The 24,726-nt window shown below is 72.3% G+C and carries 22 protein-coding genes and 2 rRNA genes; 6 read left to right on the top strand and 18 right to left on the bottom strand.

Annotation, left to right across the window (positions count from 1 at the left end; translation table 11 throughout):
- Window position 1: 1 nt before the first annotated feature.
- Complete coding sequence (locus P3T35_RS03370; RefSeq protein ID WP_280704143.1) at window positions 2–217, top strand: sigma factor-like helix-turn-helix DNA-binding protein; 216 nt, start codon at window positions 2–4, stop codon at window positions 215–217.
- A gap of 168 nt (window positions 218–385) precedes the next feature.
- Entirely contained in the window at window positions 386–838 is a 453-nt protein-coding gene (locus P3T35_RS03365) for a hypothetical protein (RefSeq protein WP_101380319.1), read from the top strand.
- A gap of 101 nt (window positions 839–939) precedes the next feature.
- Here the strand turns inward: P3T35_RS03365 and argF are convergent, their stop codons facing one another.
- From argF to P3T35_RS03350, 3 genes are all read right to left on the bottom strand, one after another.
- Complete coding sequence (gene argF, locus P3T35_RS03360) at window positions 940–1,941, bottom strand: ornithine carbamoyltransferase (RefSeq protein ID WP_101380320.1); 1,002 nt, start codon at window positions 1,939–1,941, stop codon at window positions 940–942.
- 201 nt (window positions 1,942–2,142) lie between these two features.
- On the bottom strand, window positions 2,143–4,821 hold the full coding sequence (locus P3T35_RS03355) for a polynucleotide kinase-phosphatase (protein ID WP_101380321.1): 2,679 nt from the start codon (window positions 4,819–4,821) through the stop codon (window positions 2,143–2,145).
- A complete protein-coding gene (locus tag P3T35_RS03350; RefSeq protein WP_101380322.1) occupies window positions 4,818–6,488 on the bottom strand; it encodes a 3' terminal RNA ribose 2'-O-methyltransferase Hen1 in 1,671 nt (556 codons plus the stop codon). The genes P3T35_RS03355 and P3T35_RS03350 overlap by 4 nt, the downstream gene beginning before the upstream one ends.
- 123 nt (window positions 6,489–6,611) lie before the next feature.
- Here P3T35_RS03350 and dapD point away from each other — a divergent pair, with 123 nt between their 5' ends.
- Complete coding sequence (gene dapD / locus P3T35_RS03345; protein ID WP_101385001.1) at window positions 6,612–7,634, top strand: 2,3,4,5-tetrahydropyridine-2,6-dicarboxylate N-succinyltransferase; 1,023 nt, start codon at window positions 6,612–6,614, stop codon at window positions 7,632–7,634.
- A 232-nt stretch (window positions 7,635–7,866) separates the two neighbouring features.
- Complete coding sequence (locus P3T35_RS03340) at window positions 7,867–8,079, top strand: hypothetical protein (RefSeq protein ID WP_101380323.1); 213 nt, start codon at window positions 7,867–7,869, stop codon at window positions 8,077–8,079.
- Between the two features lie 898 nt (window positions 8,080–8,977).
- Here the strand turns inward: P3T35_RS03340 and P3T35_RS03335 are convergent.
- The 7 genes from P3T35_RS03335 to P3T35_RS03305 all read right to left on the bottom strand — a co-directional run bounded on the left by P3T35_RS03335 (window position 8,978) and on the right by P3T35_RS03305 (window position 16,378).
- A complete protein-coding gene (locus tag P3T35_RS03335) occupies window positions 8,978–9,301 on the bottom strand; it encodes a nucleotide pyrophosphohydrolase (protein ID WP_101385002.1) in 324 nt (107 codons plus the stop codon).
- A 236-nt stretch (window positions 9,302–9,537) separates the two neighbouring features.
- The gene (locus P3T35_RS03330; RefSeq protein ID WP_101380324.1) at window positions 9,538–10,857 is read right to left on the bottom strand and encodes a biotin transporter BioY; all 1,320 of its coding nucleotides are present in this window, start codon (window positions 10,855–10,857) and stop codon (window positions 9,538–9,540) included.
- A gap of 89 nt (window positions 10,858–10,946) precedes the next feature.
- Window positions 10,947–11,816 (bottom strand): putative RNA methyltransferase, encoded by an 870-nt coding sequence (locus P3T35_RS03325; RefSeq protein WP_101380325.1) that lies wholly within the window; start codon window positions 11,814–11,816, stop codon window positions 10,947–10,949.
- A gap of 27 nt (window positions 11,817–11,843) precedes the next feature.
- Window positions 11,844–12,275: a fic family toxin-antitoxin system, toxin component gene (locus tag P3T35_RS03320; protein ID WP_101380326.1), complete on the bottom strand. Its 432-nt coding sequence runs from the start codon at window positions 12,273–12,275 to the stop codon at window positions 11,844–11,846.
- Window positions 12,272–12,517: a toxin-antitoxin system HicB family antitoxin gene (locus tag P3T35_RS03315; RefSeq protein ID WP_101385003.1), complete on the bottom strand. Its 246-nt coding sequence runs from the start codon at window positions 12,515–12,517 to the stop codon at window positions 12,272–12,274. The genes P3T35_RS03320 and P3T35_RS03315 overlap by 4 nt, the downstream gene beginning before the upstream one ends.
- 124 nt (window positions 12,518–12,641) lie before the next feature.
- Window positions 12,642–13,976, bottom strand: a complete 1,335-nt coding sequence (locus P3T35_RS03310) for a TRAM domain-containing protein (RefSeq protein ID WP_101385004.1) — start codon at window positions 13,974–13,976, stop codon at window positions 12,642–12,644.
- Window positions 13,977–14,308: 332 nt separating this feature from the next.
- Window positions 14,309–16,378 carry an APC family permease gene (locus tag P3T35_RS03305; RefSeq protein ID WP_101380327.1) on the bottom strand — a complete coding sequence of 690 codons (2,070 nt, stop codon included), beginning with the start codon at window positions 16,376–16,378 and terminating at the stop codon, window positions 14,309–14,311.
- A gap of 241 nt (window positions 16,379–16,619) precedes the next feature.
- Between P3T35_RS03305 and P3T35_RS03300 the strand changes: the two genes are divergently transcribed.
- Complete coding sequence (locus P3T35_RS03300; protein ID WP_101380328.1) at window positions 16,620–17,285, top strand: TrkA family potassium uptake protein; 666 nt, start codon at window positions 16,620–16,622, stop codon at window positions 17,283–17,285.
- Window positions 17,285–17,950 (top strand): TrkA family potassium uptake protein, encoded by a 666-nt coding sequence (locus tag P3T35_RS03295; RefSeq protein WP_101380329.1) that lies wholly within the window; start codon window positions 17,285–17,287, stop codon window positions 17,948–17,950. Before P3T35_RS03300 ends, P3T35_RS03295 begins: the two co-directional genes overlap by 1 nt.
- 59 nt (window positions 17,951–18,009) lie before the next feature.
- On the opposite strand, the gene P3T35_RS03290 is transcribed toward P3T35_RS03295, so the two are convergent.
- The 8 genes from P3T35_RS03290 to P3T35_RS03255 all read right to left on the bottom strand — a co-directional run.
- Entirely contained in the window at window positions 18,010–18,738 is a 729-nt protein-coding gene (locus tag P3T35_RS03290; RefSeq protein WP_280704133.1) for a DUF3159 domain-containing protein, read from the bottom strand.
- Entirely contained in the window at window positions 18,735–19,142 is a 408-nt protein-coding gene (locus P3T35_RS03285; RefSeq protein ID WP_101380330.1) for an OB-fold nucleic acid binding domain-containing protein, read from the bottom strand. Before P3T35_RS03285 ends, P3T35_RS03290 begins: the two co-directional genes overlap by 4 nt.
- A 78-nt stretch (window positions 19,143–19,220) precedes the next feature.
- Entirely contained in the window at window positions 19,221–19,901 is a 681-nt protein-coding gene (locus P3T35_RS03280) for a response regulator (RefSeq protein ID WP_101380331.1), read from the bottom strand.
- On the bottom strand, window positions 19,898–22,549 hold the full coding sequence (locus tag P3T35_RS03275; RefSeq protein WP_101380332.1) for a sensor histidine kinase KdpD: 2,652 nt from the start codon (window positions 22,547–22,549) through the stop codon (window positions 19,898–19,900). The genes P3T35_RS03280 and P3T35_RS03275 overlap by 4 nt, the downstream gene beginning before the upstream one ends.
- Before the next feature lie 235 nt (window positions 22,550–22,784).
- Complete coding sequence (locus tag P3T35_RS03270) at window positions 22,785–23,363, bottom strand: hypothetical protein (RefSeq protein WP_101380333.1); 579 nt, start codon at window positions 23,361–23,363, stop codon at window positions 22,785–22,787.
- A gap of 168 nt (window positions 23,364–23,531) precedes the next feature.
- A complete protein-coding gene (locus P3T35_RS03265; protein WP_101385006.1) occupies window positions 23,532–24,197 on the bottom strand; it encodes an ABC transporter ATP-binding protein in 666 nt (221 codons plus the stop codon).
- A 238-nt stretch (window positions 24,198–24,435) separates the two neighbouring features.
- Window positions 24,436–24,552: ribosomal RNA gene (gene rrf / locus P3T35_RS03260) — 5S ribosomal RNA — on the bottom strand.
- Window positions 24,553–24,633: 81 nt separating this feature from the next.
- Window positions 24,634–24,726, bottom strand: a 23S ribosomal RNA gene (locus P3T35_RS03255); the annotation flags it as partial.

The following is a 24,726-nucleotide window of genomic DNA, read 5'->3' as shown; positions in this document are numbered from 1 at the left end:
GGTGCACAGCTATCTGTCCCACCGGCGGCTGAAGCGCACCGCCGAACGGCCGTCCTTCGGCGAACTGCCGGAGGAGGTGGCCCCCGACGCCGAGGCCGGCGCCGCGTTGCGGGTCACACTGCTCGCGGCACTGGGCAAGCTGTCGCCCCGGGACCGGGCGGTACTGGTGCTGCGGTACTGGGAGGACCGCAGCGTCGAGGAGACCGCCGCGCTCTGAGCACCAGCCCGGGTGTGGTGCGCAGCCAGTGCCTGCGGGCGCTCGGGCGACTGCGCAAGGTGCTCGGGCCGCAGGCCGACCTACTGCTGACCTGAACCCGGATGTGCGGGTTCGCAGGGGTTCCAACTGACATTTCGTTGAATCGTGATGCACTGAGAAGGGGCAGTCATGCACGAATGGGACGTGGAAGACGGACGGGAGCGGGACGGCGAGCGGCTCTCCGAGGCGCTCAACCGGGCCGTGGGCGGAGTGGAACCGGATCTCGGCCCGATGGTCGCCGCCGCGGCGGCACAGGGGCGTTCGCTGCGGCGACGGCGGGCCGGGGCAGCGGGCGCGGTCGCGGCCGTGCTGGCCCTGACCGTGGGCGTCGGCGCGGTGCAACTGGCCGGCGGGAGCGGTCAGCGGGCGGACGGAACGGTCGTCTCCGTGGCCGCCGAGCGGTTCATCCACCATTCCAGCTCTCTCGACCCCATGGTCGAGGCCCCGACACTGACCGCCGACCAGCTGACGGCGGCGGCTCGCAGCCCCGAAGTACAGGCATGGGTGGCCCCGGACTTCGCGGCCCGGGCCGCGACGACGTTCCAGTCGTTCACCAACGTCACCTCCGGTGGGCTCAACTGACCTGGTGACAATCGGGGAGGTCGTGACCAGATGACGATCGGGGGATCCGCACACACGGAGGTGCGGATCCCCCGTCCCGCTTGTTCCGCCCGGCCGCGGGCTCAGCCGCCGAGGGTCGCGACCAGGATTGCCTTGATGGTGTGCAAGCGGTTCTCGGCCTGCTCGAAGACGATCGAGTGCTCGGACTCGAAGAGCTCGTCGGTGCACTCCAACTCGGCCATCCCGGTGGCCTCGTAGAGCTGCCGGGCCACCGTGGTGCCCAGGTCGTGGAAGGCCGGCAGGCAGTGCAGGAACTTCGCCCCGGGGTTGCCGGTGGCCCGGATGGTGTCCATGGAGACCTGGTAGGGCTTGAGCTCGGCGATCCGCTCGGCCCAGACCTCCTTGGGCTCGCCCATCGAGACCCAGACGTCGGTGTAGAGGAAGTCGGCGCCGGCCACGCCCGCGGCGACGTCCTCGGTCAGGGTGATCCGCGCGCCGCTGGCCTGCGCCAGCTGCTCGGCGCGGGTGCGGATCTCCGCGGCGGGCCAGTACGGGGCGGGTGCGACGATCCGCAGGTCCAGGCCCAGCAGGGCGCCGGTGATCAGCAGCGAGTTGCCCATGTTGTACCGGGCATCGCCGAGATAGGCCAAGGTGACCTCGGACAGCGGCTTGTCGCTGTGCTCCTGGACGGTCAGCATGTCGGCGAGCATCTGGGTGGGGTGCCACTCGTCGGTGAGCCCGTTCCACACCGGCACCCCGGCGTGCTCGGCCAGCTCCTCGATCACCGACTGGCCGTGGCCGCGGTACTGGATGCCGTCGTACATCCGGCCGAGCACCCGGGCGGTGTCCTTCACCGACTCCTTGTGCCCGATCTGCGACGCCGACGGGTCAAGATAGGTGGTGCCCGCGCCCTGGTCGTGCGCGGCCACCTCGAAGGCGCACCTGGTGCGGGTGGAGGTCTTCTCGAAGACCAGCGCGATGTTCTTGCCCCGCAGCCGCGGCTGCTCGGTGCCGGCGTACTTGGCGGCCTTGAGCTGGGCGGCAAGCTCCAGCAGGAAGCGGAACTCCTCGGCCGTGAAGTCGAGCTCCTTGAGGAAATGCCGGTTCCTGAGGTTCAAGGCCATGCCGGGCTCCTGGGGTGACGGGATCAACGTGGCAACAGTATACGAATACCCGAATTACTATGCATTGATGATCACGTGGTGGGCCGGTCGGCGGCGTAGCCGGGGCGGCCGGGGCCGGGCCCGGGCCCGAGGTGACTCGGGCCCGGGCCCGGCACCGGGGTGCCGCCGTCGGGCGGCGGCACCCCGGTGCCGGGCCGGCGTTCAGAGCCGCGGGTCCACCGGCTCCGACTCCAGGGCAAGGACCGCGAAGACCGGCTCGTGGACCCGCCAGAGCGGCTCACCGCTCGCCAGCCGGTCCAGTGCCTCCATGCCCAGCGCGAACTCACGCAGCGCCAGCGACTGCTTGTGGCCCAGTACCCGCCCGCGCAGCACCCCCAGGTGCTCGGTGTAGTCCGGACCGTAGATGATCCGCAGATACTCCCGCCCGCGCACCTTCAGCCCCGGCTGGATGAGCCTGCCGGGCCGCCCTTCGCCTGCCGCCCCGCGCACCACCGAGGCCAGCGGCTTGACCACCATGCCCTCGCCGCCCGCCGCGGTGAGCTCCTCCCACCAGGCAGTGGCGGCCGCGATCGACGCCTCGTCAGCGGTGTCGACCAGCCGCCGGCCGGTGCTCCGCAGCAGCGGCTCGGCCGGATGCGCCGCCGCATCGGCCGCCACCAGGCGGTCCAACCACTCCAGGTGCCGGTCGTGCGGCCGCGCCGCCAGGTTGGCGCCCTCGGCGGCCAGCACCTGGAACGGCGCCAGCCGGATCCCGGTCAGCCCCTCGGTCGGCCAGCAGTAGCGCCGGTAGGCCGCGGTGAAGGCGGTGGCATCGGCGGCCCGGCGGCGCTGACGCTCGGTCAGCTCGGCCAGCCCGCCCATGCCCCGTTCGGTGGCGAGCCGCAGCGCGTCGAGCACCTCCGGCAGCACCGCACCGGCCGCCGCCCCGACCGCGGCGTACTGCCGGCGCAGCAGCTCGACCGCCTTGAGCGACCAGGGCAGCAGCTCGGCGTCGAGCAGCAGCCAGCCGGTGGCCAACTCGTCGAACAGGCCTGCCGATTCGGCGGCCGCCCGGACCCGGTCGAGCACCGCCTCGGTCAGCTCCCGGTCGTCCAGGAACGCCCGGCCCGTCCTTGTCCAGATCGCCCCGGGACCGGTCACGCCGAACCGCTGCTCCAGCGCCACCGCATCCCGCGCGACCAGCAGCACGGCCCGCGAGCCCATGTGCTTCTCCTCGCAGACCACCTGCCGGACGCCGGCCGCCAGATAGGCGCCGAACGCCTCCTCGGGGTGCTCCAGATACCCCTCGCGCCGCGAGGTGGGGCTCGGGGCCATGGTCGGCGGCAGATAGGCGAGCAGCCGCGGATCCAGGGCGAACCGGCTCATCACCTCCAGCGCGGCGGCGGCGTTCTCCTCCCGGACGGCGATCCGGCCGTGCAGGGCGGTCTCCACCACCCGGCGCCCGGCCACATCCGCCAGGTCGAGCGGCCTCCCCTCCCGACCTCCCGGCGTCTCGGACACCAGCGGCCGGACCGGGGCGTACCACTCCTGCTCGGCGGGCACGCTGACCAGCTCGCGCTCCGGATAGCGCAGCGCGGTCAGGCTGCCGCCGAAGACGGCGCCGGTGTCCAGGCAGATGGTGTTGTTGAGGTAGCTCGGCACCGGCACCGGGGTGTGCCCGTACACCACCAGCGCCTTGCCCCGGTACTCCTCGGCCCAGGGGTAGCGGACCGGCAGGCCGTACTCGTCGGTCTCCCCCGTGGTGTCGCCGTACAGCGCGTGCGAGCGGACCCGGCCGGAGGTACGGCCGTGGTACTTCTCCGGCAGGCCGGCGTGGCAGACCACCAACCGGCCCTCGTCCAGCAGGTAGTGACTGACCAGGTCCCGGATGAAGGCCCGCACCTCGGCAACGAACTCCGGCGGCTCGGCGGCGAGCTGGTCGAGCGACTCCTGCAGGCCGTGCGAGACGGTCACCTGCCGCCCGCTCAGCGCCCGGCCGAGCTTGTTCTCGTGGTTGCCGGGCACGCAGAGCGCGTGGCCGGCGCCCACCATGCCCATCACCAGGCGCAGCACCCCGGGGGTGTCCGGGCCGCGGTCCACCAGGTCGCCGACGAAGACCGCGGTGCGGCCGGCGGGCGGCACCGCGTCCACCGGGCGGCCCTGCGCGTCGCGGACCAGCCGGTAGCCGAGCTTGTCGAGCAGGGTCTCCAACTCGGCACGGCAGCCGTGGATGTCGCCGACGATGTCGAACGGGCCGGTGCGCTCCCGCAGATCGTTCCAGCGCCGCTCGACGACGATCTCGGCGGCCGCCACCTCGGCCTCGCCACGCAGGTGGTGCACCCGGCGGAAGCCCTCGCGTTCCAGGCCGTTCAGCGAGCGGCGCAGCTCGCGGTGCTGGCGCTGGACCACCTGCGGCCCGAAGTCCCGGTCCGGCCGGGTGCGGTTGCGTGCGATGCAGACGCCGGGCGGCACGTCGAGCACGATGGCGATCGGCAGCACATCGTGCTCCCGGGCCAGTGCGATCAGCTGCTTGCGCGCCGCGGGTTGCACATTGGTGGCGTCCACCACGGTGAGCCGGCCGGCCGCCAGCCGCTTGCCGACGATGTAGTGCAGCAGCTCGAAGGCGTCGGCCGAGGCGGACTGGTCGTTCTCGTCGTCCGAGACCAGCCCGCGGCAGAAGTCGGAGGAGATCACCTGGGTGGCCGCGAAGTGCCTTCGGGCGAAGCTGGACTTGCCCGCGCCACTGGTGCCGACCAGCACCACCAGGGCGAGGTCGGTGACCGGCAGCCGGCGAGGCGCCGCCGGGGCGGACGCGGTGGGCTCGGAGTCGGTGCTGGGGTCGGTGCTGGTGAGGTCGGTGCTGGTCGGGTCGGTGCTGGTGGGGTCGGTGGACTCGGTCATCGGTCGCTCCCTTCGGCGGCTCGCGACGGGTTGTCGGCGGGGTGGGTGGTGGGAGGGGTGACGGGGTGGTCGGCGGCGGTCTGCTCGGCCGGCCGGAAGGCGGCCAGCTGGCTGGGCGAGCCGACCTCCGGGTCGTCGGGGCCGACGGGCTGGAAGGAGACGCGGTAGCCGTACTGGGCCGCGACCCGCTCGGCCCAGGCCCGGAAGGTGGCCCGGTCCCACTCGAAGCGGTGGTCGCCGTGCCGGAACCGGCCGGCCGGCAGGCTCTCCCAGCGCACGTTGTACTCGGCGTTCGGCGTGGTCACCAGCACGGTGGCCGGGTGGGCCGCACCGAAAACCGCATACTCCAGGGCCAGCAGCCGGTCCTCGTCCAGGTGCTCGATCACCTCGCAGAGCACGGCCGCGTCATACCCGCGCAGCCGCGCGTCGGTGTACGTCAACGCACCCTGGACCAGCCGGACCCGGGCGGCCTGGCGCTCCGGCAGCCGGTGCAGCCGCAGCCGCCGGGCGGCGACCGCCAGCGCGCCGGCTGAGACATCGACCCCGAGGATCTCGCTGAACTGCCGATCCTTCAGCAGCTCACCGACCAACTCGCCCTGGCCGCAACCGAGATCGAGCACCCGAGCGGCGCCCTCGGCTCGCAGCAGGTCGAGGATCGCCGCGCGACGCTGCCAGGCCAGCGGCAGCGGAGGCTCGGCGGCAGCGGTATCCCCGGCGGAGTCCGCGGTGCCGACGCGATCCGCGTCCACGCCACTGCCGGTGTCGGCACGAGTACCCGCGTCGGCGTCGAAGTCGATGCCGGTCTCGTCGGCGGCGTCGCCCTCGGTCAGTGCGACCGCGTCGTCCAGCTCCTCCGGCTCCCGCTCCTCGGCCTCGGCCAGCCGGACCAGCTCCAGTCGGCGCAGTGCCTCGTTCGCCAGCGACCAGCGCCGCTGCAGATACCGACGGGCGATCAGGGTGCGCTCGGGGTGGTCGGCGAGCCAGCCGGCACCAGCGGCCAGCAGCTTGTCCACCTCGTCCGGGGCGACCCAGTAGTGCTTGGCGCCGTCCAGCACCGGCAGCAGCACATAGAGGTGCTGCAGTGCGTCGGCCAGCCGCAGCGTGCCGGTCAGCTCCAGGCGCAGATAGCGCGAGGACCCCCACTCCGGGAAGGACTCGTCCAGCGGTATCGGCGCGGCGTCGACCTGCCAGCCCAGCGGAGCGAAGAGCCGCTCCACCAGCGACGGCTCATCGGGCCGGAACGACTCGCCCTGGGCCGCGACCGCCGGCAGCAGCACCGTCAGCGGGCGCGGCTGGTCGGCCAGGCCGGGTCGCTGCGCGCAGGCGCCCTTCATCGCGCTGCGGAAGACCGTGCGCAGCGCGACGGCGAGCAGCGAGGAGGCGGCGTACGTGCGGTCGTTGACGTACTGGGCCAGTGCCGCCGCCCCGGTCGACCCGGAGCGGCTGGTCGGTGCCCGGCCGCGCGACCGGCGGACCAGGGCGATCGGGTCCACCTCCAGCAGCAGTGCGGCGGTGCAGCGCTGCGCGCCCACTTCGGGGTAGAACACCGTCGCCTCGCCCTGCGCGGTGCTGAACTGCTGCACCTTCTCCGGGTGTTTGTGCAGCAGGTAGCCCAGGTCGGTGGCGGGCTGGGCATCGGTACCTGTGGTGGAGATCGAGATGAACACCCACCGGAGTATCCCGGGCGGCCCGGTGGCCCGGCACCCGAATTTGCCCGGCGGCCCGGCCGCACCGGTCCACCGCCCGAGCCGTTTCGGCAGCCCGGACCGGAATTGGTTACGGTGCACGATGTGACTGCTGAAACGACCTCCTCCGCTCCCCGCGGCGCGGTGGCCGCCGGCCTGGCGACCATCGCCGCCGATGGCACCGTGCTCGACACCTGGTTCCCCGCCCCCGTGCTGTCCGCCGAGCGCCCCCAGCCTGGCGGCCGGGAGGTGCCCCCAGGCCCGGCCGGCACCGTCCGACTGACCGCCGAGCAGGCCGCGGCCGAGCTCGGCGCCGGCGCCGCCCAGGCGCTGCGCACCGACGCCCGCCGCGGCGTCGAGGTGGTCGCCGTGCGCACCACCATCGCCTCGCTGGACGAGAAGCCGCTGGACGCGCACGACGTCTACCTGCGCCTGCACCTGCTGAGCCACCGGCTGGTCCAGCCGCACGGGCAGAACCTGGACGGCATCTTCGGGCTGCTGGCCAACGTGGCCTGGACCAGCATCGGCCCGGTGCCGGTGGACCTGGTCGAGCAGGCCCGCCTGGCGGTCCGTGCCGAGGGCGGCGCGCTTGCCGTCTACGGGATCGACAAGTTCCCGCGGATGACCGACTACGTCGCCCCGAGCGGTGTGCGGATCGCGCACGCGGACCGAGTCCGGCTCGGCGCGCACCTGGCCGCCGGCACCACCGTGATGCACGAGGGCTTCGTCAACTTCAACGCGGGCACGCTGGGCACCTCCATGGTCGAGGGCCGGATCAGCGCCGGTGTGGTGGTCGGCGACCACAGCGACGTCGGCGGCGGCGCCTCGATCATGGGCACCCTGTCGGGTGGCGGCAAGCAGGTCGTCTCGGTGGGCGAGCGCTGCCTGCTCGGCGCCAACGCGGGCATCGGCATCTCGCTGGGCAACGACTGCGTGGTCGAGGCCGGCCTGTACGTCACCGCCGGTACCCGGGTCACCGCCCCGGACGGCACGGTGGCCAAGGCCCTGGAGCTCTCCGGGCAGGACAACCTGCTGTTCCGCCGCAACTCGCAGTCCGGCGCCGTCGAGGTGATCGTCCGCTCCGGCTCCTGGGGCGGCTTGAACGCGGATCTGCACGCGCACAACTGACGATCCACCACCTGACGACCACCCGCGAGCCCCGGCCACGTTCACCCGTGCCGGGGCTCGCGGCCTGCGATGACGCGACATCACTCGGTGGACTGAGCCCGCCGCCGAACCGGTGACCAGCACCCACCGGGGTTCGTTGGATCGGCGGGGCCACCGCCCTGCGGTGTCGGCCGGACAGGCGACGCCGCCGCCCGAGCGCAGCCGCGCGCTCACGAGCCGGAAGGCACCGCGCATGTCCGATCCCAGGCCCCAGACCCCGCAGCGCCCCGCCCCCGACGGCAAGACACCCGGCGCCGCCAAGAGCCTCCTGGAGCAGTTGCAGGACATGCTTGCCTCGGTCAACGCCGATCTGGCCGATCTGGGCTCGGATCTGGAGGCCGCCGGTGCCCGCGCGGTGGACGAGCCCGCCGACGACCCGGCCGCGGAGAGCGCCGGCACTCGGTAGCGCGGTATCACCGCGGCGCCGTCGGCAGACCGCCGCGACCGGCCCCGGGCCGGCTCCCGGTCGGCCTCCTCCGGCGGCGCCCCCTCGACCTCGCGGGCGGCCCGGCGCAACACCCGGAGCAGCTCGACCACCAGCTCCCGGCATTCGTCGCCGGCGTCCACCCCGTCCACCGCCGCCCAGTAGGCGCACTGGCCGGGCGAGGCGTGGCTGACCGCGATCAGCACCTGCGAGACCTCGGCGAGCAGCCGGCACAGCTCCTCCAGGGCCGCCACCGGCTCACCGAGGCCGGTCAGTCGGTCCGCGCGGCCGGGCAGCGCCCCCTGCGAGGCCGCCGGCTCCACCGCCGCCCCCAGTCGGGACCGGGCGTGCCCGCCTGCCGCAGCCAGCAGTTCACCGAGGGCGGCCAGCTCGCCGTCCTGATCGTCGCTCAGCCGCCCACCCACCGCCTCGGTGAGCCGGGCAGCCTGCCAGGCCTCGGTCAGCGCCTGGTCATGGGACCGGGCCTCGGCGAGTGCCCGCCGGGCGTTCTTGATCAGTCGCACCGCGTCCATGTCCGGGTTCCTGTCGCTCGGTTGCGGGTCGGCCGGTCTGCCGAACCGTCAAAACCGAGCGTGCGCCCCTCAGGCGCCGCACCGCGAACACCATCGCCGAACCTGTGGACAACCCCGGGCCTGTGGACAACTCCGCACAGGCCGAGGCCGCCCAACCGATGCCGCCCAACCGACGCAGACGAACCGCCGCAGACCAACCACAGCAGGCCAACCACAGCAGGCCAGCCTGAGTCGACCCGCCTCGGCGGACCACCCCTGGCAGACCGGCCTGAGGCCGACCGCCTGAGGCAGGCCGCCGAGCCCGCCCGGCCCGCCACTCCTCCGCCCGCTACCTACTCCTACGGCACCTACTCCTGCGGCGCCGGCGGGAACCGCAACTCATTGCGGTCGATCTTGTCCGCCAGCGCCACCAGCGGATCCACCTGCACCGCAGCACAGAACTGCAGCAAATAGGCCAGCACATCGGCCACTTCGTCCCGCACCCGGTGCGCCTGCTCCGGGTCGGCCATCACCGCCGCGGCCTGGTCCGGGGTCAGCCACTGGAAGATCTCCAGCAGCTCGCCGGCTTCCACGGTCAGCGCCGCCGCCAGGTTCTTCGGCGTGTGGAACGGCTGCCAGCGGCGGGCGGCGGCGAACCGGGCCAGCCGCTGGGTCAGCTCGTCGAGGCTCAGCGCCTGCTTGCCCGCGCCGCCCACAGCATCGCCGTCGCTCAAGGCACCGCCAGCGCCCAAGCCATTGCCACTGCCCAAGCCGCTGCCATTGCCCAAGCCATTGCCACCGCCCAAGCCGCTGCCGCTGCCGCTGCCACTGCCGTCGCCGTCGTTCAAAGCACCGCCATCGCTCAAGACGTCACTCACCGTGCTACTCACCGTGCTAATCACTGCACCCCTCGCTGCATTCCTCACTGCTAAAGATCTACCGCATCACCAGTCCCCTGCTCCGGGACTCTCGGCTCTGCCGCCCCGTCCGCCCTGCTGTCCAGTACGCTGTGCCCGCTCATCGGATCGCGCCGGCAGGACACCAGCGCGACGCCCGGCAACTGCCGTGCGGGGCCCGGATCCTGCAGCGCCGCGAGCAGCCGGACGTGTTCCGTCGCGCACATCTCCTGGGCCAGCCGCAGCAGTGCGGTGGTCTGCTCGGCCGCGAGGCCCGCCCCCAGGTCCTCCGCCAGCACCGTCAACTGCCGCCGTGCCCATGGCACTTCGGCGGCCGGGTCGACGTTCAGCACACCGGCTCCGGTGAGCAGCACCGCCGCGAAGGCGAGCAGCCGCAGCATTCCGTCGGACGCCTGGTCGGCCCGGGTCCGCCCGAGCACGCCTTCGTCGAAGACGGCGAGCACCCGCTCCTGGGCCCCGATGCCGCGCCGGTCCACGTCCAGCCCGAGCAGCGGATGCGGGGCGGCCGCCTGCACCTCCTTGAGCAGCCGGCCGTAGCGGCGCGAGCACTCGCCCTGCAGCCGGGCCAGCAACGCCGAGGTGTTGGCCGCGTTGGACAGCAGCCGGGTCTGCGGATCGGCCGGCACCCAGCCGCGCATCAACGCGGGCACCGGGTGCACCGGAAAGACCTCGCGCAGCGCGGTGAGCAGTTGCTCGGCGGCGGCCAGCACCTTGCGCTCCCCGGCCGAGGAGCCGGCCACCCGCAGCGGGATCTGGGTGGTGATCAGGGCGGAGCTGGGGAACGGCGCGCGGATGTCGCCCTGCCGGCTGTCGTTGTGCCAGCTGACGTTGATCCGGCCGCCGGCGACGTCCTGCTCCCCGGTCTCCACCAGGGTCTGCCCGTCGAGTGCCAGCCACTCGCGGGCCACCCGGACCCGGCCGTCGGTGCGGATCACCAGCTCCAGTCGGATCGGTCCGGCGCAGGAGCGGACGGAGCAGCCCAGGATGATCGCGTTGCGCCCGTGCGGCACGCACCCGAGCAGCCCGCCGCGCACTGGGGTGGCCAGCGGTCCGCCGCTGCCGCCGATGCCGTCCAGCGAGGGCCCGATCTCCTCGCCGAGGGCCAGCCGGGACAGCACCGCCAGGGCGTCCAGCGCATTGGACTTGCCGACCCCGGATGGGCCGTGCAGCACGGTGAGCGGGCCGAGTGGCAAGGTGGCGCGCCGGTAGGACTTGAACGAGGTGAGCCGCAGCTCCTCCACGGTGGGCCGGACGGCCGGACGGGGCTCGGGCGGCGCCGCTGCGGCAAGCGGGGCGATGGGGTCAGGGCGCAGGTCGACTTGGCTGGTCACCGAGGTGACGCTACTGACAGCCCGTCACCCGGCGGTCCGCAGAAACGTGACGGCACAACGGAGTTCATCCCAAAGAGCGGCCATCCTCGTCAACTGTCGGTTGACCGCTGGTAGATGTCGAGGCGCACGGATCCGGTCACCGTGATCGGCTCCGGCAGCGCGATGAGCGCCGCGGCCAGCGCGGCCGGGTCGGTGTGCCAGGCGTTCGGTCCCATGCCGACGACGGCAGCCGCATCCCGGTGGCTGAGCCGCAGTTCGAACTCCACCCGGTGCTGCGCCAGGGGCCGCAGCCACGGCCCGAGCTTCTCCGCGATCCGCCGCTCCTTCTCCTCGTCCACTGCCAGCAGCCCCAACGCGCCCACCAGTTCCTGGAGGTGCCGGGTGGTCGGGGAGACCACCAGCAGCCGCCCGCCGGGCCGCAGCACCCGCTGGATCTCGGGGCCGTTGCGCGGGGCGAAGACATTGAGCACCAGGTCCGCGCAGCCGTCGGCGAGCGGCAGCGGGCGCCAGGCGTCGCAGACCACCGCGCCGGCCCGGGGGTGGGCCTTGGCCGCCCGGCGCAGCGCGAACTTGGAGATGTCCAGGGCGGCGCCGGCCGCTCGGGGCAGGGCGTCCAGCACCCGGGCCAGGTAGTAGCCGGTGCCGGCGCCCAGGTCGGCCACCAGACCGGCCGGTGTACCCGGCTCACCCGGCGTACCCGGTGCAACCGCAGCCTCGGCGAGCGCGGCCGCGATCGGCTCGTAGTACCCGGCCGCGAGGAAGTCCGACCGCGCGGCCACCATTTCGGCGGTGTCGCCGGTGCCGGTGTGCGCGCCGGCCGGCAGCAGGCTGACATAGCCCTGCCGGGCGACGTCGAAGCTGTGCCCGGCGGGGCAGCGCAGCGTCCGCCCGGCCTGGTCGAGGGCCAGGCCGAGCGCACAGTGTGGGCAGGTCAGGTACTGCTCGATGTCGCGGAGCACCGACCAACCTTATGGCAGCGCGGACCGTCAGTCCGTGTCGGAGTCCTCCGGCCCGTCCTCCCCCGGCACGCCCTCCCCCTCGGCCTCGTCGACGATCCAGCCCTGCAGCCGCTCGGCGACGCCGTCCACCCCGAGCCGCCCCTCCCGGATCGCCCGGGCCAGGCTGCGCACCTCGCGGGCGGTGGTGGCGACGTGGCAGCCGCTGGCCACCAGGTAGGCGTACGCGACGGCGGTGGCGTAGAGCTCGTTGGACCGTTCCAGCGCCGGCACCCGGATCAGCTGGTGCATCAGGGCGGCGGCGCGGTCCTGCGGCTCGGGGTAGACCGCGATGTCGAAGATCGACGCCTGGTGCCGGGTGATCGCCGCGAGCAGCGAACCGTAGTCGGTGACCTGCGGGTCGGACGGGGTGTACTGCTCGGCGGTCATGAGCAGCCAGGAGAGGTCGACCTCCAGGTTCAACGACGTCCGCCCTGCCGGTCGCCGGGCGCGACTGGGTCGCCGAACTCCGCGAGGAACTCGCTCTCGTACTCCTTCATGAACTGCGCGGCGGCGTCCACGAAGCGCAGCCCGGTCTCGCCCATGTCCTGCAGGACGAGCCGCTCGATGTACTGGTTCATGCTGATCCCCTGCTGTTCCGCCCGCTCGCGGGCCATCTCAGCGGTGGTGGCGTCCACCCGCACGTTGAGCTGCTTCTTACCCATGCCCTCGAAGCTAGCGCTCATCCGCTAGCACGACAAGGGCGTGAACGAAAGCACGAAGGCTTTCGTTCACGCCCTTGTCGGCTTCAGTACGCCTAGCGGTTACGCAGCGCGGTAAGCCCTGCGGTCAGGAACGCCGCTCGTCCGGCTCCGGGCCGGTCGGTTCGAGGATGGCCACGCACTCGAAGTGATGGGTCATCGGGAACAGGTCGAAGGCCCGCAGCGAGACCGGCCGGTAGCCGCCCTCGGCGAAGAACGCCAGGTCGCGGGCGAGCGCCGCCGGGTCGCAGGCCACGTAGGCGATCCGGCGGGCGCCCAGCGAGGCCAGGTGCGCCACGGTCGCCCGGCCGGCCCCCGCTCGCGGCGGGTCCAGCACGATCAGGTCGGTGGCGGTGATCCCGGTGCGCGGCAGCAGGGTCTCCACCTTGTCGCACTCGATCCGCACCTGCTCCAGCGCGGCCAGGTTGTGCCGGGCGTCGGCCACCGCCTGCTTGCCCGACTCGATGCCCAGCACCGCGCCGTCCTCGCCGACCCGGTCGGCCAGCGCGCCGGCGAACAGGCCCACCCCGCAGTACAGGTCGAGCGCGTTCTCGCCCCACTGCGGGTCCAGTCCGTCCAGCACTGCGGCGACCAGGGTGTCCGGCGCCTCGGGGTGGATCTGCCAGAAGCCGCCGTTGCTCACCCGCCAGGTGCGCTCGCCCGCCCGCTCCCGCACGAAGGAGCGCCCGTGCACCTTGTGGAACAGCTCCTGCTCGTCGACCCGGCCCAGCGAGACCGGCTTGTCCAGCTCGACCAGCGGCAGCTGCTCGCCCGGCAGCGGACGCATGATCAGCTGGCGGTCCGACGACCCGGTGGCGGCGATCGCCTCCACCGACTCCAGGCCGGTCCAGTCCCGCGACTCGACACCCAGCTCGGTGACGCCCTCGGCGGCGATCAGGCAGCGGTCGATCAGCTGCACCTCGTGCGAGCGGTGCTTGCGCAGGCCCACCCGCCCGGTCTCCTGGTCGACCCGGTACTGCACCCGGGTGCGCCAGGCCGGCACCTGCCCGGCCGGCACCTTGCCGCCGACCGGCTCGACGCTGCCGTCCCAGCCCGCCTGCTCCGGGGTCAGGCCGGCCAGCTTGGCGAGCTGCTCGGTGAGCACCGCAACCTTGAGCTTGCGCTGCCCGCCCGGGCTGACGTGCTGCCAGTCGCAGCCGCCGCACTTGCCGGGGCCGGCGAACTGGCACGGCGCCTCGATCCGGTCCTTGGCCGCGGTCAGCACCTCGACCGCGTCGGCCCGCAGGAACCGCGAGGTGGTGGTGCCCTCGGTCACCTCGGCCACCACCCGCTCGCCGGGCAGCGTGTGCCGGACGAAGAGCACCCGCCCCTCGTGCCGGGCCACGCAGTGCCCGCCGCCGTGCGCGACCGGGCCGACCTCCAGCTCGTAGCGCTCGCCGACCAGCGACTCGCCGCTGGGCACCTCGGGCTTGCGGGCCCGGGCCGGCTTGGCCGGGCGCTGCGCCCGGGGCTGCTTCCGCTCGGCGGGCTGCTTTCGCTCGGCCGACTTCTTGCGCTCGGCGGCAGCGGCCGGCTTCTTGCGCGCGGCGGCCGGCTTCTCGACCGGCGCGGCCGGTTCCGGCCGCCGCTCCCCGGGCGCCAGCGGCGCGGTCTGCGCCGTCAGCCCCTCCCGGTCGGTGGCGGCCGGCCGGGCCGGCTTGGCCGACCAGCGCGGCCGGGCGACCTGCCCGACCCGGGCGGCCTTGGCCCCCTTGCGGGGCTGGCCGGAGGAGGCGGAGCGGGGGGTGTGACGACTCACGTAACGGGATCCTTGTCGGGGCTGGCCGGGGCGGCGGGGATTTCCACCGCAGCCCCCGACGGTACCGTGCGCCGCCGCGGTTCGCCGCGCCGGACGTCGCCGGGCGCCGAGTAGCTGCGCACCGTGCGGCGCCGCTCCGAGGACTCCAGCTGCCACGGGACCGAGGTGACCATCACCCCGGGCTTGAACAGCAGCCGTCCCTTGAGCCGCAGCGCGCTCTGGTTGTGCAGCAGGTGCTCGTACCAGTGCCCCACCACGTACTCGGGGATGTAGACGCTGACCACGTCGCGCGGCGAGGAGCTGCGCAGCGTGCGCACGTAGTCCAGCACCGGAGCGGTTATCTCGCGGTACGGCGAGTCCAGCGCCTTCAGCGGCACCTGGATGTGCTGCTCAGCCCACTGGGCGCGCAGCTCGTCGGTGTCCGCCGGGTCGACGTTGACGGTGACCGCCTCCAGGGTGTGCGGCCGGGCCAGCTCGGCGTAGGCGAGCGCGCGCAGGGCCGGCTTGTGCAGCTTGGAGACCAGCACGATGGCATGGATCCGGGTGGGCAGCACCGGCTGCTCGTCGTCCTCGGCCGGGGTCAGCTCGGTGGCCACCCGGTCGTAGTGCCTGCGGATCGCCTTCATCATCACGAACAGGGTCACCATGGTGGCGATCGCGATCCAGGCGTGGCCGATCTTGGTGACCAGCACCACGATCAGCACCGCGGCCGTCATCACCAGGCCGAAGCCGTTGATCAGCCGGGAGCGCTGCATCCGGCGCCGCTCCTTGGGATCGGTCTCGGTGCGCAGCAGCCGGGTCCAGTGCCGGATCATGCCGGACTGGCTCATGTTGAAGGAGACGAAGACGCCGACGATGTAGAGCTGGATCAGCCGGTTGGGGTCGGCGTCGAAGGCGGCGATGAAGACCACCGCGACGGCGGCCAGCAGGATGATGCCGTTGGAGAAGGCCAGCCGGTCGCCGCGGGTGTGCAGCTGGCGGGGCAGGTAGCGGTCCTGGGCCAGGATCGAGCCGAGCACCGGGAAGCCGTTGAAGGCGGTGTTGGCGGCGAGCACCAGGATCAGCCCGGTGACTCCGGCGATGAAGTAGAAGCCGGGGGTGAAGTTGGAGAAGACCGCCGCGCTGATCTGGGCCAACGCGGTCTTCTGGTGGTAGTCGGCCGGGGTGCCGCCGAGCTGCTGCGCCGGGTTCTCGGCCATCTGGGTGCCGGTGAGGTGGGCCAGGTAGATGATGCCCATGAACATGGTGACCGCGATGCAGGCCATCATCAGCAGGGTGGTGGCGGCGTTGCGGCTCTTGGGCTTGCGGAAGGCGGGCACGCCGTTGCTGATCGCCTCGACGCCGGTGAGCGCGGCGCAGCCCGAGGAGAACGCCCGGAGCAGCAGGAAGACCAGGGCGAAGCCGGTCAGCGCGCCGTTGCCCGGGGTCGCCTCCAGGTGGAAGCCGGCGCTCTCGGCCCGCATGGCGTCGCCGAGCAGCAGGTGGCGGGCCAGGCCGTAGCCGACCATGCCGATCACACCGGCCATGAAGGCGTAGGTGGGGATCGCGAACGCCGTGCCGGACTCCCGCACCCCGCGCAGGTTCATGCCCATCAGCAGCACCACCAGGGTGATGCTGAGTGCCATCTCGTGGCCGTGCAGGGCCGGCACGGCAGAGACCACGTTGGCCACACCGGATGTGGTGGAGACCGCCACGGTGAGCACGTAGTCGACCATCAGCGCGCTGGCCACCACCAGGCCCGAGTTGGGCCCGTGGTTGACGGTGGCGACCTCGTAGTCACCGCCGCCGCTCGGGTAGGCGTGCACGTTCTGGCGGTACGAGGCGACCACCGCGAGCATCACGACGGCGACGACCACGCCGATCTGCCAGGAGAAGTGGATCGCCGAGACACCGGCGAGGGACAGGGTCAGCAGGATCTCCTCGGGCGCGTACGCCACCGAGGACAGGGCGTCCGAGGCGAAGACGGGCAGCGCGATCCGCTTGGGTAGCAGCGTCTCGCCCAGCTTGTCGCTGCGCAGCGCGCGGCCGATCAGGATCCGTTTGGGGACGTCGGTCAGGTTTGGCACGTTAAGGAATCGTAAGGGCTCTTGCTTTCCCGGCTACCACCACTGCGTAGGCTCGTCGAGACCTTGTTCTACAGACCGGCTAGTGTCGAAAGGCGAGCTCGCGGGCAACACTCCGGTTGCCAAGCCGCCCGTCAGATATGGAAAGCAGCCCGGACGGCGCCCGCGCCAGCCGGGTACGGAAGGAAGATCGAACGGTGTTTGCGCAGGTCAAGACCCCAACGAGCCTGGTGAGGTAAGAGCCGTGCACATCGTGATCATGGGCTGCGGACGGGTGGGGTCGGCCCTCGCCAGAGCACTCGAACGGCAGGGCCACTCGGTCGCCGTGGTCGACCAGGACCCGACCGCGTTCCGCCGGCTGGGTGCCGGGTTCCACGGCCGCCGGGTCACCGGCGTCGGCTTCGACCAGGACACCCTGCGGGAGGCCGGCATCGAGGAGGCCGGTGCCTTCGCCGCGGTCAGCAGCGGCGACAACTCCAACATCATCGCCGCCCGGGTGGCCCGGGAGAACTTCGGCGTGGAGCACGTCGCGGCCCGGATCTACGACCCCCGCCGGGCCGAGGTCTACCAGCGCCTCGGCATCCCGACCGTGGCCACCGTGCGCTGGACCGCCGACCAGATGCTGCGCCGGCTGCTGCCGAGCGGCGCCGAGCCGCTCTGGCAGGACCCGAGCGGCAGCGTGCAGCTGGCCGAGGTGGCGTTCGCGCAGTCCTGGATCGGCCAGAAGGTCACCGCCCTGGAGGAGGCCGCCGGCGCCCGGGTGGCGTTCGTCACCCGGCTCGGCGAGGGCGTGCTGCCCACCCCGCAGATGGTGCTGCAGGATGGCGACCTGGTGCAGGTGATGGTGCGCAAGTCCGAACTGGCCGCGGTAGAGGCCGTGTTCGCGGGCGGCCCGAAGGAGGGTCAGTGATGCGGGTAGCGATAGCGGGAGCCGGCGCGGTCGGTCGCTCGATCGCCGGCGAGCTGCTGGAGAACGGCCACGAGGTGCTGCTCGTGGACAAGAACCCGAACGCCATCTCGGTGGAGCGGGTCCCGACGGCGGAGTGGCTGCTCGCCGACGCCTGCGAGATCACCTCGCTGGACGAGGCGGCCCTGCAGCGCTGCAACGTGGTGATCGCGGCCACCGGTGACGACAAGGTCAACCTGGTGGTCTCGCTGCTGGCGAAGACCGAGTACGGGGTGCCGCGGGTGGTCGCCCGGGTCAACAACCCCAAGAACGAGTGGCTCTTCAACGAGGCCTGGGGCGTGGACGTCGCGGTCTCCACCCCGCGGCTGATGTCGGCGCTGGTCGAGGAGGCCGTGAGCGTCGGCGACCTGGTCCGGCTGATGCGGTTCAGCCAGGGCAACGCCAACCTGGTGGAACTCACCCTCGCGGAGGACACCGGACTGGTCGGCACCCGGGTGGGTGACGTCTCCTGGCCGGTCGACACCGCGCTGGTGACCATCATCCGGGAGGGCCGGGTGCTGGTGCCGGGCCGCGACGACACCCTGGAGGGCGGCGACGAGCTGCTCTTCGTGGCCGCGCAGGAGCGCGAGGACGAGCTGGGTCGGCTGCTCTCGGCAGGCGCGCAGTAGTCCTTCCCGGAACGGCGGTGGGCCCGCCCCCTCGTGAGGGGGCGGGCCCACCGCCGTGCTCAGTCCTCGTCCGGGACCTCGGCCTTGATCGGCGGCGGTGCGGTCAGCAGGATCCGCCAGGTGACGTACATCGCCAGCAGCATCGGCGGGATGCCCAGCGCCACCTTGAGCCAGCCGAGCAGGTTGACGTCCCCGGTGAAGTACAGCGGGAAGAGGATCACCGGCTTGAGGCCCATGATCACCACCCAGGCCCAGGTGGCCTTCGTGTAGGCCTTCAACCGGCCCGGGTTCTGGGTCCGCCAGGTGAACATCTCACCGGTCACCGGGCCCAGGGTCAGCCCGATCAGCGGCCAGCGGACCAGCGCCGAGACCGCCAGGCCGGCGCAGTAGGCGACGTTCCAGAGCAGCCCCGGCAGGTAGAAGTCCTGCGCCTTGCCGGTGTGGGTCGCGATCCAGGCGCCGATGGCCACCCCGAAGACACCGCTGAAGGCGTGCTGGATGGTCTCCCGGCGCAGCAGCCGGACCACCACGAAGACCGCGCTCAGGCCGAGCGCGGCGTAGGCGGCGTTGCCCACCTGGTGGGTGAGGTTGAACGTGACGATGAAGGCCAGGCCCGGCAGGGTCATGTCGATCATGCCGCGGACGCCGCCGAAGGCCTGGATGACCGTGTCGGCCGCCTCCTTGGCCTGCGCCTGCTCGCGCGCGGCGATCTGCTCCGGGGTCTCCTGCGGCTGTTCAGCGATCAAGGCGGGCGAGGCGGCGTGGTCGCCGCCGGGCGGATTGGTCACTGGTGTTCGCTCCCCTGTCCCACCGGACGAAGCTCGTAGCGAGGGTTGAAGAGCACGCGGCGCCCGCGTGCATGACTGATCCGGCCGCTGGCGGTGAGCCGACGGCCCGGCTCTATCCCCGCGATCGAGCGACGTCCGAGCCAGACCACGTCCAGCGCGTCGGTGCCGTCGAAGAGCTCGGCCTCCAGTGCGGGCACGCCGGCCCGGGGGCGCAGCGTGACGGTGCGCAGGGTGCCGGAGACGGTGACCACCTCGCGGTCGCCCACCTCGGCGATCGGCGTGCAGCCGGCCACCGCCACGTCCTGGCGCAGCTCCTCGGCCTGGAGCTCCTCCGGGCTGGTGGTGAGCCGGGAGAACATCCGGCGCAGTCGGCCCCGCGGCTGGTCGCCGCTGTTACCAGTCATGCCGGAAGGGTACCGGCTACAACCCCTCGAACGGACCGGTCGAACGGCCCCTTCTACCACCCGGAAGCGGCTCGGAACTCAGGGTTCGAACCGGTACCCCATGCCCGCCTCGGTGATGAAGTGGCGCGGGTGCGAGGGGTCGGCCTCCAGCTTGCGGCGCAGCTGGGCGAGGTAGACCCGCAGGTAGTTGGTCTCGGTGCGGTACGCCGGACCCCAGACCTCCTGGAGCAGCTGGGTCTGGCTGACCAGTCGGCCGGCGTTGCGCACCAGCACCTCCAGCAGGTGCCACTCGGTGGGAGTGAGCCGGATGTCCGTGCCCCCCTTGTTCACCTTCTTGGCGGCCAGGTCGACCGTGAAGGCCTCGGTGGTGACCAGCGAGTCGTCCTCGCCGGCGACCGGCTCGGCGCGGCGCACCGCGGCCCGCATCCGGGCCAGCAGCTCGTCCATGCCGAACGGCTTGGTGACGTAGTCGTCGGCGCCCGCGTCCAGTGCCTCGACCTTCTCGTCGGAGGCGTGCCGGGCCGACAGCACGATGATCGGCACCCGGGTCCAGCCGCGCAGGCCCTTGATCACCTCGACGCCGTCCATGTCCGGCAGGCCGAGGTCGAGCACCACCACGTCGGGGTGCCGGGCGGCCGCCAGCTCCAGCGCGCCGGCACCGTCGTGGGCGGCGTCGACCTCGTACTTGCGGGCCTTCAGGTTGATCACCAGGGCGCGGACGATCTGCGGTTCGTCGTCCACGACGAGGACCCGGGTCATGCGTGCTCCGCCTTTCGGGGGGCCAGGGAGGTCAGGGGTTCAGGGCCGCCAGAGGTGCGCCGCGGAGCGGCTCCGTCAGGGGTGGTGGTCGGGCGACGGGCGGGAGGCTCGGGCGGCCGCTCCACGGCGGGCAGCGAGACCACCATGGTGAGCCCGCCGCCGGGGGTGTCCTCGGCGGTGATGCTGCCTCCCATCGACTCGACGAAGCCACGGGCCACCGCCAGCCCGAGGCCCACCCCGGCACCGCGCGGCGCGTCCCCGTAGCGCTGGAACGGCGCGAAGATCTTCTCCTTGGCCTCCTCGGGCACCCCGGGCCCTTGGTCGACCACCCGCAGCTCGACCGTCCCGCCGGTGGTCCGGGCAGGCTCCAGGGCGTCCGCCCGGACCAGCACCTTGACGTCCGGCGGGCTGTACTTCACGGCGTTCTCGATCAGATTGGCCAGCGCCCGCTCCAGCAGGCCGGCGTCCGCCGAGACCATCGGGAGCGTCTCCGGCACCTCCAACTGCACCGACTCCGGCGGCACCCCGCCGAGCGCGAAGGGCACCACCTCGTCCAGGTCCACCTCCTGGATCAGCGGGGTGACCGTGCCGGTCTGCAGGCGGCTCATGTCCAGCAGGTTGTTGATCAGGTGGTCCAGCCGGTCGGCGCCTGCCTCTATCCCGGCCAGCAGCTCGGCCTCGTCGTCCTCGCTCCACTCGACGTCCTCGGCGCGCAGCGAGGAGACGGCGGCCTTGATCCCGGCCAGCGGGGTGCGCAGATCGTGCGAGACGGCGGCCAGCAGGGCGGTCCGGATCCGGTTGCCCTCGGCCTGGCGGCGGGCGGCGGCGGCCTCCCGGGCCAGTTGCTCCCGTTCTGCGAGCACTGCGGCCTGGGCGGCGAACGCACCGAGCAGCCGACGGTCCGAGGCCGGCAGCACCCGGCCGCAGAGCACCAGCGTCAAGGTCTTGCCCGCCGGGACGTCCACCTCGCCGTCCTCGGGGTGCTCGGGCGGCTTCGGGCCGGTCGCCGCGACGGCGTGCCAGGGATCGAACTCATGGCGTCGTTCCAGCAGCGCGACCGAGTCCACCTGGAACGTCTCCCGCACCTGGTCCAGCAGCGCCTTGAGCAACCCGTCCCCGGTGGGCGAGCCGCCGCGCAGCACCGTGCCGGCCAGCGTGCTCAAGGTCTGCGCCTCGGCCTGGGCACGGGCCGCCTCATGGGTGCGCCGGGCGCCCATGTCCACGACCGTGGCCACCGCGATGCTGACCGCGGCGAAGATCGCGACCGCCAGGATGTTCTGCGGGTCGGAGATGGTCAACCGGTGGATCGGCGGCGTGAAGTAGTAGTTCAGCGCGGTGGAGCTGACCAGCGCCGAGGCGATCGCCGGGAACAGCCCGCCGATCAGCGCCGCGCAGATGGTCACCGAGAAGAACAGCAGCATGTCGGTGGGCAGCGCGGTGTCGTTCAGCTGGGTGAGCAGCAGCGCCAGCAGCGGTGGCCCGACCACGCCGATCAGCCAGCCGGCCACCGCCCGCGGCCGGCCCAGGTCGGTCACCTTGCGGATCGGGATCCGGCCCCGCCCGTGTGCGGCGTGCTCATGGGTGACGATGTGCACGTCGATGTCGCCCGAGTCGCGGGCCACCGTGGAGCCCACGCCGGGGCCGTAGATGTACTGCCAGCGCTTGCGGCGGCTGGAGCCCAGCACGATCTGGGTGGCGTTGACGCCGCGGGCGAACTCCAGCAGGGCGGCCGCCGGGTCGTCGCCCAGCACCGCGTGGAAGGTGCCGCCCAGGCTCTCCACCAGGGCCCGCTGCTCGATCAGGGCCTGCGGCGAGCCGCCCGTGACCAGTCCGTCGGAGCGCGAGATGTGCACCGCCAGCAGCTCGCTGCCGGAGCCCTTGGCGGCGATCCGGGCGGCGCGGCGGATCAGCGTGGCGCCCTCCGGGCCGCCGGTCAGGCCGACCACGATCCGCTCCCGGGCCTGCCAGGTGCTGTCTATGCCCTGCTCGGCCCGGTACCGCTGGAGGTACTCGTCCACCCGGTCGGCGGTCCACAGCAGCGCCAGCTCGCGCAGCGCGGTCAGGTTCCCGGGACGGAAGTAGTTGGACAGCGCCGCGTCGATCTTCTCCGGCGCGTAGACGTTGCCGTGCGCCAGCCGGCGCCGCAACGCCTGCGGGGACATGTCGACCAGCTCGATCTGGTCGGCCCGGCGCACCACCTCGTCCGGCACCGTCTCGCGCTGGCGCACACCGGTGATGCCCTCCACCACGTCGCCCAGCGACTCCAGGTGCTGGATGTTGACGGTGGAGATCACGTCGATGCCGGCCGCCAGCAACTCCTCGACGTCCTGCCAGCGCTTGCCGTGGCGGCAGCCCGGCACATTGGTGTGGGCCAGCTCGTCGACCAGGGCCACCTGCGGGCGGCGGGCCAGCAGCGCGTCCAGGTCCAGCTCGGTGAACTCCGCGCCGCGGTGCTCCATCACCCGGCGGGGCACCGCCTCCAGGCCGTGCAGCAACTCGGCGGTCCTGGTGCGGCCGTGGGTCTCGACGAACCCGACCACCACATCGGTGCCGCGGGACGCCCGCCGATGGGCCTCGCAGAGCATCGCGTACGTCTTCCCCACCCCGGGGGCCGCCCCGAGGTAGATCCGCAGCCTTCCGCGCGCCATGCGTCCCATTCTTGATCGAGCCCCGCCCGGGGACCAGCCCCGGACATCTGTTCGCGCTGCCGAGACTACGGGGTGAGGCGCCGTTCGCCTTCGATCAGGCTGGTGAGAGGGCAGATTTAGCGGCATCTTGACAGGTTGTGGCGCGCCCCGGGGAGGCGGAAACACGACTGCCGGGCCGCCTCGATCGGACGGCCCGGCAGCGGGTGCTGAGCGGTGGACGCTCCCGCGGGTGCGCCTACTTCAGGAACTTCAGGCAGAGCGTGAAGTCGTCGGAGCCCTGCTTCTGCGTGTAGTAGCCGTCCGAGTCCGGGTACTTCTTGCAGGTGGTCTCCGGGTCGGAGGCGCCGGGCTCCTTGCCGACGATCTTCGCGTCGGCGCTGGGGTCGGTGCAGGCGATCGTCACGACGTCCGGGTGGTCGTCGGTCGCGCCGGCCGACACGTTCCCGTTCTTGTTGTGCACGCAGTCACCGACGGCGGCGTACTTCGGGTCGGTCTTCATGCCGTAGGCGGCGAGCCCGGCGATCACCGCGAGGACGATCACCACGAAGACGCCGACCAGCACCTTGCGGCCCTTGCGCGGCGGGGTGGGCTGGACGTTGTACCCGTAGCCCGGCTGGGCGTAGCCCTGGGCGGGCTGGCCGTACGGCTGCTGCTGCGGCTGCGCATAACCGGGCTGCGGCTGGGCATAGCCCTGCTGAGCCGGGTTGCCGTAGCCCGGCTGCGGCTGCGGAGCGCCGTAGGCGCCCTGCGGCGGGCCGTACCCACCGCCCTGCGGCGGCGGGTACTGCCCCTGGGGTGGCGGCGGAGTGGACAAGCGATTCCCCCGAACGAGGTGCGGTCAACTGGGCCGGCCGTCGAACGCGGCCGAAGCCGCGACCCTATCGGTGGCGGAGCGTCAGCCGAAAGCCAGTACCGGCCAGACCGACAGGGCTTCACCGAACAGTGGCCTAACCGTGATCGATCGTCAGCCTGCGACGGACCGTCAGTCCACGATCTGACCGTCCCGCAGCTCGACCACCCGGTCGGAGAGTTCCATCAGCTGCGGGTCGTGGGTGGCGACCAGCACCGTCACACCCTCGCTGCGCACCACCGCGCGCAGCAACTGCATCACCGAGCGGCCGGTCTCCGAGTCCAGCTGACCGGTGGGCTCGTCCGCGATGATCAGCGCCGGCTCGTTGGCCAGCGCCCGGGCGATCGCCACCCGCTGCTGCTGGCCGCCGGACAGCTCGGTGGGGCGCTGCTCGGCGTGGTCGGCCAGGCCCACCAGGGCCAGCAGCGTCTGCACCCGTTCCTCGCGCTGGGCGGCCGGCACCTTGCGCAGCCGCATCGGCACCCCGACGTTCTCCGCCGCGCTGAGGATCGGGATCAGGCCGAAGGACTGGAAGACGAAACCGATCCGGTCGCGGCGCATCGTCAGTCGGCCGGCCTCGTCCAGGCCGGCCAGATCGGTGCCGTCCAGCATGATCCGGCCCGAGGTCGGCGCGTCCAGACCGCCGACCAGGTTGAGCAATGTGGTCTTGCCGGAACCCGATCGGCCGCGCAGCGCGGTCAGTTCGCCGCGCCGGGCGGTGAACGAGACGCCGCGCAGCGCGTGCACGGCGGTGGCACCGGCGCCGAAGCTTCGCCAGACGTCCTGGACCTCGACCATCGGTGCGAGCGTGGTGGCGGCAGCGGCCGCACCCTCCTGCTGGGTCACTCCTCAGTCCCCCCTCCTGACGCCCCACCAGGCCCACGTGGCGGCCGGCGCGTCATGTGTGACCAGTACGGTAACCCCGGTGTGTCGGTGGAGGACAGGGTCGTGGAAGACACGAAAGCACAACGCAAAGAAGCCCCCACCGCTGTGTTTGATTAAACACAGCCCCGGTGGGGGCTTCTTCTGAAGAATTGTTCGGCGGCGTCCTACTCTCCCACAGGGTCCCCCCTGCAGTACCATCGGCGCTGTAAGGCTTAGCTTCCGGGTTCGGAATGTAACCGGGCGTTTCCCTCACGCTATGACCACCGAAACACTATGAAACTGTCGACCGCACCACCGCCTCATGCGATGGGGTCGTTGTTTCAGAACAACACAGTGGACGCGAGCAACTGAGGACAAGCCCTCGGCCTATTAGTACCGGTCAGCTCCACCCCTCACAGGGCTTCCACATCCGGCCTATCAACCCAGTCGTCTACTGGGAGCC

It is taken from the genome of Kitasatospora sp. GP30 (assembly GCF_029892145.1).
In the GTDB taxonomy this organism is placed as follows: Bacteria; Actinomycetota; Actinomycetes; order Streptomycetales; family Streptomycetaceae; genus Kitasatospora; species Kitasatospora acidiphila.
The sequence above is the reverse complement of the archived record's forward strand: the minus strand, read 5'-3'. Positions and strand labels throughout refer to the sequence as shown.

Coding starts and splice junctions, on each gene's coding strand:
- P3T35_RS03365 (WP_101380319.1), top strand. CDS start 386: ATGCACGAATGGGACGTGGAAGACGGACGGGAGCGGGACGGCGAGCGG.
- argF (WP_101380320.1), bottom strand. CDS start 1,941: ATGGCCTTGAACCTCAGGAACCGGCATTTCCTCAAGGAGCTCGACTTC.
- P3T35_RS03355 (WP_101380321.1), bottom strand. CDS start 4,821: ATGACCGAGTCCACCGACCCCACCAGCACCGACCCGACCAGCACCGAC.
- P3T35_RS03340 (WP_101380323.1), top strand. CDS start 7,867: ATGTCCGATCCCAGGCCCCAGACCCCGCAGCGCCCCGCCCCCGACGGC.
- P3T35_RS03315 (WP_101385003.1), bottom strand. CDS start 12,517: ATGGGTAAGAAGCAGCTCAACGTGCGGGTGGACGCCACCACCGCTGAG.
- P3T35_RS03295 (WP_101380329.1), top strand. CDS start 17,285: ATGCGGGTAGCGATAGCGGGAGCCGGCGCGGTCGGTCGCTCGATCGCC.
- P3T35_RS03285 (WP_101380330.1), bottom strand. CDS start 19,142: ATGACTGGTAACAGCGGCGACCAGCCGCGGGGCCGACTGCGCCGGATG.
- P3T35_RS03280 (WP_101380331.1), bottom strand. CDS start 19,901: ATGACCCGGGTCCTCGTCGTGGACGACGAACCGCAGATCGTCCGCGCC.
- P3T35_RS03275 (WP_101380332.1), bottom strand. CDS start 22,549: ATGGCGCGCGGAAGGCTGCGGATCTACCTCGGGGCGGCCCCCGGGGTG.
- P3T35_RS03265 (WP_101385006.1), bottom strand. CDS start 24,197: ATGGTCGAGGTCCAGGACGTCTGGCGAAGCTTCGGCGCCGGTGCCACC.